This window comes from Flavihumibacter sp. ZG627, assembly GCF_000814325.1.
GTDB lineage: Bacteria > Bacteroidota > Bacteroidia > Chitinophagales > Chitinophagaceae > Flavihumibacter.
The window spans coordinates 1-10,067 of the sequence record NZ_JPHF01000018.1 but is presented as its reverse complement, the minus strand read 5'-3'; the positions used below and the strand labels follow the sequence as shown (position 1 = coordinate 10,067).

The 10,067-nt window shown below is 43.1% G+C and carries 8 protein-coding genes; 7 read left to right on the top strand and 1 reads right to left on the bottom strand.

The features are described 5' to 3' along the window. Nucleotides 1-1,496, top strand: a 1,496-nt coding sequence (locus tag HY58_RS18240; protein ID WP_216593835.1) for a fibronectin type III domain-containing protein, incomplete at its 5' end; no start/stop codon positions are given. A gap of 3 nt (nt 1,497-1,499) precedes the next feature. On the opposite strand, the gene HY58_RS18235 is transcribed toward HY58_RS18240, so the two are convergent. Next, nucleotides 1,500-5,684 (bottom strand): hybrid sensor histidine kinase/response regulator transcription factor, encoded by a 4,185-nt coding sequence (locus HY58_RS18235; RefSeq protein ID WP_039135544.1) that lies wholly within the window; start codon nt 5,682-5,684, stop codon nt 1,500-1,502. Nucleotides 5,685-5,846: 162 nt separating this feature from the next. On the opposite strand from HY58_RS18235, the gene HY58_RS19105 reads away from it, so the two are divergent. The 6 genes from HY58_RS19105 to HY58_RS18210 all read left to right on the top strand — a co-directional run bounded on the left by HY58_RS19105 (nt 5,847) and on the right by HY58_RS18210 (nt 9,918). Continuing rightward, a complete protein-coding gene (locus tag HY58_RS19105) occupies nt 5,847-6,590 on the top strand; it encodes a hypothetical protein (protein WP_052324285.1) in 744 nt (247 codons plus the stop codon). Nucleotides 6,591-6,631: 41 nt separating this feature from the next. Next, complete coding sequence (locus HY58_RS18225) at nt 6,632-7,975, top strand: MFS transporter (protein ID WP_039135542.1); 1,344 nt, start codon at nt 6,632-6,634, stop codon at nt 7,973-7,975. 110 nt (nt 7,976-8,085) lie between these two features. Next, nucleotides 8,086-8,556, top strand: a complete 471-nt coding sequence (locus HY58_RS18220) for a hypothetical protein (protein ID WP_039135539.1) — start codon at nt 8,086-8,088, stop codon at nt 8,554-8,556. A gap of 21 nt (nt 8,557-8,577) precedes the next feature. Next, entirely contained in the window at nt 8,578-8,748 is a 171-nt protein-coding gene (locus tag HY58_RS19580; protein WP_156123760.1) for a hypothetical protein, read from the top strand. Nucleotides 8,749-8,764: 16 nt separating this feature from the next. Next, entirely contained in the window at nt 8,765-9,589 is an 825-nt protein-coding gene (locus HY58_RS18215) for a sterol desaturase family protein (protein WP_039135536.1), read from the top strand. Between the two features lie 62 nt (nt 9,590-9,651). Next, nucleotides 9,652-9,918 (top strand): hypothetical protein, encoded by a 267-nt coding sequence (locus HY58_RS18210; protein WP_039135534.1) that lies wholly within the window; start codon nt 9,652-9,654, stop codon nt 9,916-9,918. Nucleotides 9,919-10,067: the final 149 nt, after the last annotated feature.

The window sequence follows — 10,067 nt, the reverse complement described above, 5'->3', positions numbered from 1 at the left end:
GGTTTTTTCAGGACGAGTCATATAATATGCAAAAGACGAAATTCCTAGGGCCATCGTTTACTATTCTGCTAACCGTTATGTTTATTTTAATTAGCTGCAAAAAAAATAGCACGCCTGTTGTCACTCCACCTGTACCAAACATTCCTAACAATCCTCCAGGTCAGTTTATAATATCATTGGAGTCTATTTCATGGGATACTGCAAAATTAAATTGGACAAAATCTATAGATCCTGATAATGATTCTGTATCATACAATATTTATTTAAATGATACGCTGAAAGTCGAGCGTTATAAAGAACTGAGTTATACATTCAAAAATCTAAGAGAGATCAATTCATATAGGGTAAAAGTTGTTGCGGTTGATTCCAAATCAAAGGAGAATACTCAGGTAATAAACTTTACAACCAAAAAATACTGGTTGAAGTTTTTAATGAAAGTAGAATACGGACCAATTACAGGATATAGCTATCAAAAAACTGGACAGATGGTAAAGGCTAATGATGGTGGATATGTTATTGTTGGTGACTCACAGCTTGGTAATTGGCCAGATGGAGCTATTAGTATGTTTGCAATTAAGATCGATTCCATTGGCAATAAGATTTGGGAGCAACGGTATAGTTATTCTGGAAGTCCTTCTGAAAATAAAATTGTGAATTATAAAGATGGATACATCATTTGTGGCCACAATAACCTGATAAAGATTAATAATAATGGAGATCTGGTTTGGCGCAAAGCTTCAAATTTACCATCGGAAATTATAAATGGGATTACAGTTAGTGGTGACGGGTCAATTTATGCTGTTGGCTTAGCTCCTGGTAGTACTCCAGGTATTACAGTAATGGCTACTTTGAATAAATATGATCAAAATGGCAACCTTTTGATGGCAAAATCATATTCACGTTCTAGCAGAGAAGAATTTTTTGATATAAAAATAGAATCCAATAATGAATTAATTGTTTTAGGCGCTACTAATGAACCTGATGCTGATTTTTGGGTGGTAAAACTTTCAATGGATGGTACTATGATATGGGAAAAAACATATTACGATATAGGATCTGCTTTTCCCAAAAATATTATAATTACGAATGAAGGAAATTATGTCTTCACAGGATATTCTTATATGTCTTCCGGCCCCTATTTTTACCTCCAAATGGTTGACTCAAATGGTGAAAATAAGTGGGCCTATTTTGTGTATGATAATCCTACAAGAGGTATCTCTGTTGCGGAGACAATCGATAATTCATTAATTGTTACAGGAGGATTTCAGTTAGATAATAGTGCGCAAGCTGCTATATATAAATTCGACAAAAATGGAAATAAGATTTGGGAAAAATTGTATGATGAGTTTTCAACATTCTTGTTTAATAAAACTGTAATACCCACCAGCGATGGCGGGTACATTATAAATAGCCAAAAGTCAAAAACATATAATAGCTCCACGGAAACAGACCAGATTTACATCTTCAAAACTGACGATATGGGAGAATTTCAATGATACTCACCTCCCCACCCTCCACTCCTGCGGGGTGACGCCATACTCCTGCTTGAAGACCCTGGCAAAATAACCGGCATCTATATAGCCGCAGTCCAAAGCTATAGCGCCAATACTGAGAGAGGGGTTGGCTAGCAACACCTTGGCCTTCTGCAATCGCACCAGCTTAATGAACCTATTTGGTGAACAGCTTGTCAATGCTTCCAACTTCCTATGCAATTGGGAGTGACTCATAAACATCAACCGGCATAACTGCTCCACACTGAATTCATAGTTGGTGAAATTGGCTTCTACCAGCTCCCTTACTTTTCTTACAAACTCATGCTCGGCAGGCTCTTCAGCCGCCAATTCTCCCGCACCCGCCAACACACCCGCTGCAGGCGCTACAATTCCAATCTGACTGCTATAGTATTGTTGTAATCTCTTTCTCAGTTCCAGCAACTTTCTTATCCGCACCAACAGCTCTTCTTTATTGAAGGGCTTCTCCAGGTAAACATCCGCGCCTTTTTCCAAACCTTCCAGCTTACTCTGCATGTCGGCCTTGGCAGTGAGCATAATGATAGGGATATGGCTGGTCCGCTCATCTTGCCGCAGCTTCCGGCACATCTCAAAGCCATCGATAAACGGCATCATCACATCGGTAATGATCAGATCCGGAATTGTTTCCACCGCAATATCAAATCCCTCCTGACCATCTTTCCCCACACTTAATTTATAATCAGGCAAACAACTCGCCGTATAGGCTACTACATCAATATTATCTTCTACCAGCAATATCAGCGGCACACCGTTATCCTTATTTGAATGGTCGTCTATATAATCAACAACCGGTGCTGCCAATGGTATCGCAACTGTATTTTCATGCAAAGGCGCAGCAGACTTGCTTGCCCCATTATAAACTTTGGTGAGCGGGATCGTAATGATAAACTCCGTTCCTTTCGTTGCCCCCACTGGCGGACTCTTCGCCGTTATTGTCCCATTCATCAGCTTCACCAACTCCCGCGTTAGGGATAGTCCGATGCCCGTGCCTTCCGCATTTCGGGTATGACTATTGTCGATCTGGTAAAACCGGTCAAATATATGCTCGATCTGGTTTTCAGGTATGCCAATGCCCGTGTCCTTTATCTTTAACAACAGTCCGGTCTTCTCATCATCCGCTACTGCTACCTGGGAAATATTCACATATACATTGCCGTAAGCCGGCGTAAACTTTAAAGCATTGGAAAGTAAATTGGTAATGATCTGCCTGATCTTCTCTGCATCATAGGCCACTATCATCTCATCAGTATCGGCCAGGAAATGGAACTGCTTTTGCTGACTGGTAGCAAGCGATTGAAATGCTTCCACTATATAGCGCAGGAAAACAACGATATCGCCATGGGTTAAATTCAAGGTCATCTTGCCATCTTCCAGTTTGGAGAGGTCAAGCATCTCATTGACCAGCTTTAATAAGTTGTTGCCATTGCGTACAATCATATCAAGGCCATTATCCAGGTATTTGGCAGGATCGCTTTTTACCTGGTTGGCCATCCCCAGGATAACAGTTAATGGTGTCCTGAACTCATGTGTGATATTGGCATAGAGCTGTGTTTTAAGTGTATCCAGTTCCTTTACACGCTTTGCCTCCTGCTGCTCAAAATGTAATTCCGATTGCAGCTTCGCTTTGTTCAGCCGAAACTTAAAAAAGGTCTGAAGCAAAAACCCCGCTATCACCACATACACCAGGTAAGCCCACCATGTTTGCCACCATGGCGGCATCACATTTACCTGCAGCTCCCTTATCTTATCACTCCATACGCCCTGGCTATTGCTGGCCTGCACCTTAAAAACATAATCGCCTGCAGGCAGATGTAAGTAAGTAGCATTGCGCCTCGTGCCGCTTTCCACCCAGTCTTTATCTATTCCCACCAACTGGTAACGGTATTTGTTCTGGTTGGGTGCCGTAAAATCGAGGGATGAAAATTCCAGCGTCAAAATATCCTGCGCATAATTGAGGGTAATGGATGGCGTATACTCTATCGTTTGTTTTAGTATTCCCGTTTTATCATTGGGCAACACAGCTTCATTTCCTACTAAAACATTTGTGATAAAAACGTTTGGTGAAATGCCGGTTTTTAAAACGGTGGCCGGATTAAAAATATTCAACCCGTTAACACCTCCAAAGGCCAGATCGCCATTGTTCAGTTTGGCAAATGCTCCCGTGTTAAACTCATTGTCCTGCAGACCGGAAGCCTTGGTGAAATGACGAAACAACCATCTCCCCTTTTCATCTTTTCTTGCTTTCAGCAAACAAAAAATTCCATTATTGGTGCTGCCCCAAATATTGCCTTCTTCATCGGCCAGTGTTCCATAAACAACATTATTGCAGAGTCCCTCCCGCGTGGTTATATGGGAAAACTTACCCGTTGTTTTATCGAGAATATTCAGGCCTCCACCCTTGGTGCTTATCAATAGCAGGTTATTGTCTGCCGGATCATCCAGGAAGCAGGATACATGATTAAAGTTGAGGGAATTCTTATCATTGGTCTTACTCCTGTACCAGGTTATTGCGGGAGCGGTGCGGCCTGTATTATCATATTGCATCCGCGCAAAGCCCTCTTCTGTACCGATCCAGAAAATGCCATTCCCGTCCTGGTACAATGCAGTTATAAATGCATCGGGAAGCATTGCCTTGGTTGCATCTGTATTGATGCTGATTGCAGACACAGCGCCGGTTTCAGGATCCAGTACGATCACCTTCCCGTTTAAGCCACATACCCAGATATTACTATCCTTATCTTCCAGGATGGGCTCCAAGGCATCATAACTTATTTGCAGCGATACAGGAAATACTTTTCTTGTCCCGGTTGCCGGATCATATTTTTCAATTGCGGTAGCAATATGATTATCTGGTCCAAGCCCTTGCTTTCTGATCATCCAGAAGTTGCCGCTTTTTGAGATAAAATAATTATGCGGGGTATAGCCTGTTTTCGCAAACAGGTCAGCAAGCGGTGCACCTTTGGTAGTTATTCTACTGCCAGCCCCCCATCCTATCAGGAAGATCTCATTTTGATCATAGCTGTTGATCTTCCTTACACTATATCCTTTTGCCAGGTGGTTAAATTTCTCCGCTTCAAAAGTATATTTCCGAATACCATATCCATTTGTGCCCAGCCATAAGCTACCTGAATTGTCTCTCAGCATTTTCATGGGAGCCACTGCCGTATCCCTGAACAGCAAAGCATCCTCCGGATCAATCGGTTTTCCTTTCTCCCATTTTTTTATATCATAAACAAGCAACTGGTTCAGATTGGGTATGCCGATCCAGATCTCTCCCTTTTCATTTTTTAAAAAACTGGATTCGTTGCCAATTGTAATTGAGCGGGTAAACAAAGGATAGGTCCTGAACCCCTCATCAAATTCCACCAGTTGAAATCTTTCACCATTCATCAGGATGCTGCCGTTGGCATTGGTGGTATAGGAGTTACTGAAACTTATACTGTCTTTCCGAAATTCGAAGGCAAGTTTTTCAGCATCAAACTGGTAGAGCTTTCCCTTGCTGGTGGTCCAGATCCGACCTTTTTCATCTTTGCAGAGGGGAACATAGGATGCGTCCGACACAGCAGCAACGCGTGTTATGGCAGGCGATTGATTTCTTTCAAAATAATTGGCGGGAAGGCTGATAAGATTAAACCCTTTATTAGATGCATACACCAGAAAACGTCCATCCGTCAGCTCGATCACATCGCCGGGAATCCTGTTACCCGACAAACTCTTTGGATTATTAGGGTCGTGCAATATGTGGTGAAAGATCCCTTTGGTTTTATCGTACACATTCAAACCGTTATCCTCGGTGCCGATCCAGAGCCGCCCCTTACTGTCTTCAAAAAGTTTATTGATGGAATTGCTGCTGATGGTATTGGGATTGTAGGCATCATGCGAAAACACCTTAAAGCTGTAGCCATCATAACGGTTGAGTCCCGCCTTGGTCGAAAACCACATGAAGCCATCCTTATCCTGCAGTATATCATAAACATAGCCCTGCGATAAGCCGTTGGAGGTGGTCAGCCACTCATACTTCTGCTGCCCGAATAGAGGCAGTGCCAGGCAAAACCAAAAAATGGTTGCCAGCAGTTTAGGAGGGGTATAACGCGGGGGCATTTCCTTATAAAGATAATAGAAGCTGCAATTTTTACTACCCTTTCTATACATTAAACCGGGCTTTCGCTGCAGAATGATGAAATTATCCTGATCATGAAGAATTTGTCCTACTAAATGCTGGATTTATAGGGATCAAAGGCGGGTTTGTCCTCACAGAAATTTGATTGGTGGCGGAATTTTGTCTTTCACACTAAACCAATAAACCAATCGACAATGACACTCAAATTAATCTTCAAAAAAGCATTCATTTATTGCCTTCTGGCGCTGCTACCTGTTGCGGCTACCGCGCAAAACAAGAATGTGATCTCCACCCACCGGGTATTCCCAAAAATGGATAAGATCAGTGAATTCGAAAAAGGCCTTGCTGCCCATGCCCAGAAATACCATACCGGCGATGCAACGTGGAGGGTATTTGCGATACAGTCGGGCCCCGATGCCGGCGGCTATCATATCACCGAGGGACCAAAGAGTTGGGAAAGCGAAGATGCAAGAGGTGACCTGGGTGAGGCGCACACACAGGACTGGAACAAGAATGTATCTGCTCATTTAACTGACAGGCAATCGGCCGGCTATTCGGTTTATATCGATTCCCTAAGTACAACTGGATTGGGGGAGTTCACTGACAAGATCAATATATCACATGTATATCCCAAAATAGGCAAGGGCGATGAAGTGGTGAAGATGATCAAGAGGTTGAGAAAAACCTGGACCGCAGCTGGCGTAACTGTAGCCGTTTATGCTGCCAGCAGCAGTGGTAAGGCGCAGTATACTTTGGTGACGAGGTATAAGGATGGACTAAAAGAAAGAGCATCCGGCTATCGCAAGCCATTTAAAGAGGTCTATGAAGCTGCTAATGGAGAAGGATCGCATGCACAATATCTGAGGGACGTATCAGACTATCTCGACGAATCATGGAGCGAACTGCTTTTTATGCGGAAGGACCTGAGTTCTAAGTAAGATATCATTAACCATTAAACCTTAAACCTTAGACCAGTGCCATGCAAATAGCCCAACCATTTGCAGACCCCAAAACCCGCGGCATACCATCCCTCTCGGAAAATACATGGCTACGATACTTCAATTTCATAGCCCTGTATTTTGCCCAGGGGCTGCCGGAAGGGATGTTAACTTTTGGTATACCGGCATGGATGGCCATGAATGGGAAATCGCCGGGAGAAATTGCCAGCTTCGTGATAGTTGCTGTGCTGCCATGGAGCATCAAATTTATTGTGGCGCCGCTGATGGATCGCTACACCTATTTGCCGATGGGAAGAAAGAGGCCATGGATACTGGTTGGACAAGCAGGACTGATACTCAGTTGTATCCACCTGGCCTATGTGCCCGATCCGTTGAATAACCTGAACCATTTGATGATCGCTGCATTTATTGTAGCCTTCTTTGGATCATTCCAGGATGTGGCAACCGATGGCATGGCGGTGGATATTATTCCAGCAGAACAACAGGCAACGGCGAATGGGTATATGTGGGGATCAAAAATTTGCGGGATCTCTATTTCATTGGCGGTTGGAAGCTGGCTGCTGAGTGAATTCAGTTTTACTGTTGCGATATTGATGCTGGCGATCGTGATCGGCATTATTATGCTGGTGCCAATATTTTTAAGAGAGCGGCAGGGCGAAAAAATTGCACCGTGGACGAAAGGGAAGGCCTCGCCGGAGTCGAAGAAATTACAGCTCAGCAACTGGCGGATGATCTTCCGATCGCTTTACAGTGTATGCAGTTTAAGAAATTCCATATTGGTGGCTTCTGTACTTTTTATCAGCCAGGGCGGATTTAAATATATGAGCACCATGTTGCCCATATTCACGGTAACAGAATTGGGCTGGACGAATTTGGATTACTCCCGGTATTTTTCTACGGCAAAACTTGTCGGAGGCATTGCCGGAATGGTACTTGGGGGTTTTCTGATGGTGAAATACGGCAAAATGCGCATGTTGAATGTATATTTCGTGGGGACGATTTTCTTCATTGCCATTTTGTCGTTTTCAAAAGCTTACTGGGGCGACAGAAGTTTTATCTACGCCTTTATGATCATTTACAATCTGCTGTATACGTTTGCCTGTATCGGCATCTTCGCCATTGCCATGCAATGCTGCTGGAAGAAGGTGTCGGCCAGCCAGTTCACTTTATACATGACGATTGCCAACCTGGGGCAGATGTCCTTTGCCGGATTAATAGGTCCGGTAAAAGCAAACTATAGCTGGACGGTTTCCCTTTTTGTTTCTGCAATTATCATTGCATTGGCATGGTTGGTATTGCAGTTCCTGAAAGTGGATAAGCAGATGCAGGCTGTGGTGGAGCTGGAGAAAAGAGAACTATCTTAATGATTGCGCTTTCTGAATAATTGCATTACCTTAATAACCCGCCGCAGCAATTCTTCTTCACCCTACCTGAAAAGCAACCCCTAACCATTAGCTATTTGCAAATTCATAGAATGCAAAAGAAACGGACCGCGCTTTTACTTATAATCATATGCAACTCATATGCAGTATCTGCCCAGGTGCAGGTAAGCAAGGAACCATTGCATAAGTTGAGCCTGGAAAATAAATATATCAGGCTGCTGGATGTAAATATAGAGCCGGGCGATACAACTATGTTTCATATCCATTCCACCCCATCTGTTTTCGTGCATTATTCAACCACCATGGTATGCACACAAATAAAGGGACAGGAATGGCAAAGCGGGAAAAACACCATAGGCAATGCTTCGTACAGATCATTTGAAAATGATACCCTGGTGCACAGGGTGAGTAATTGTGATACTGTTCCCTTTCATGTGACTGATGTTGAGTTGCTTTCGGCTTATCGTCCAGGTAAAAAATTGGAGCCACTACCCTTCCCGCTCTTGTTTGAAAATGAAACTGTGGCTGCTTACCGGCTAATGGCGGGAGAGCTCAATGATTAGATCATTAAAGACCGTGGACCGATGGTAGCACAGGTGGTTACGGGCAGGCAGGTAATCATGCATAACGCTGAGGGAAAAGAACTTTCGCGATTGAAAGCGGGGGAGTATTTATATATAGAACCCGGCACTGCATTTTACTTTTCTGCCGCTAAGGATGCAGGAATAAATATGGTGTTGTTTGAGATTAAATAAAATCAACCACTGAATTATGGAAAGCATAATTAAATACATTGGCTCGATTGATGCCAATTACATTATCATCATCCTGATAGCTTTATTTTACAGTCTGGAGCATCTGCTTGGAAGTCCATTTAAATTTGACCGCCGCTTAAATCATTTCGTCCATAATGTTCTATTCCAGCTACCGTTTTTCTTCGCTAATCTGGCTTTTGCAGTAGTTCAGGTAGGCATCGTAAAGTGGTCATCCGCAAACGGGATCGGGCTTTTTCATTTGATAGAAATACCGCTCTGGCTAAAGGTGATTGTTGGCGTGATGTGCCTCGATCTCTCCTCCTATTGGTTTCACCGGCTGGCACATAGGTCACCCTTGTTCTGGAGGCTTCACCGGGTGCATCATAGTGATACCAGGATGGACACCTCTACGTTTTTCAGGGGGCATCCACTGGAGGTTCTGGTATTTGGAACAGCCAGTACGGTGGGATGTATTATATTCGGAATCGACCTTCCGATTTTAGGCGTTTACCTGATTGTGCAACTGCCCTTCCTGGTAGCGCAACATGCCAATGTTCAGTTACCTGCCTGGACCGATAAAGTATTCGGGAAGGTATTTATCACACCCAATATCCATAAGGTGCATCATGACCAGAACCAGTATTATACCGATTCAAACTTCGCCGACATATTTGTTTTCTGGGACAAAATATTCGGCACCTATAAATACTCCCCTGTTGAAGCACGGCATTATGGGTTAAAGGAGTTTGACAGTGCCAAGAAGCAAACCTTTTGGTATCTGATGATCAGTCCCTTTATTACGATAGAAAGAAATATTGAGGAGAAGCCCCCTGGTGCGTAATAAAATAGTAGTAGGTGAAAGGTATCTATTAATATTTTTCTTTAACTATTAAAAAAATAATCATGCCAACAGTAGTAGTTAGACACAAAGTAGGTGATTTTGAAACATGGCTTAAAGGCCATGAAGACAGAGTGAATATTTTTGCTCCTGCCGTATCAAGCTTTAAAACATTTCAGGATCAAAATGATCCTAAATCTGTGGTTTTAGTGTTGGAAGTGACAGACATGGAGAAGCTTGGAGCTATCATGACGGATCCAAATATACAGGAAGCAAAAGACAGACATACAGTAATGGAACCCATCCTACTTTCAACACAAGTATCCGTTTAAGGTATTGCACATTTCTTGAATCATAAGAAGGAAGTGTGCAAGTATCCTTTTAAGCCCTTTAAGAGTTCTAAACTTTTAGAGGGTTTGTATTTAGAACGTGTGTATCCATGAGCATCAATACAATCTGGTGTCTTAGCCCCCTAAATGGC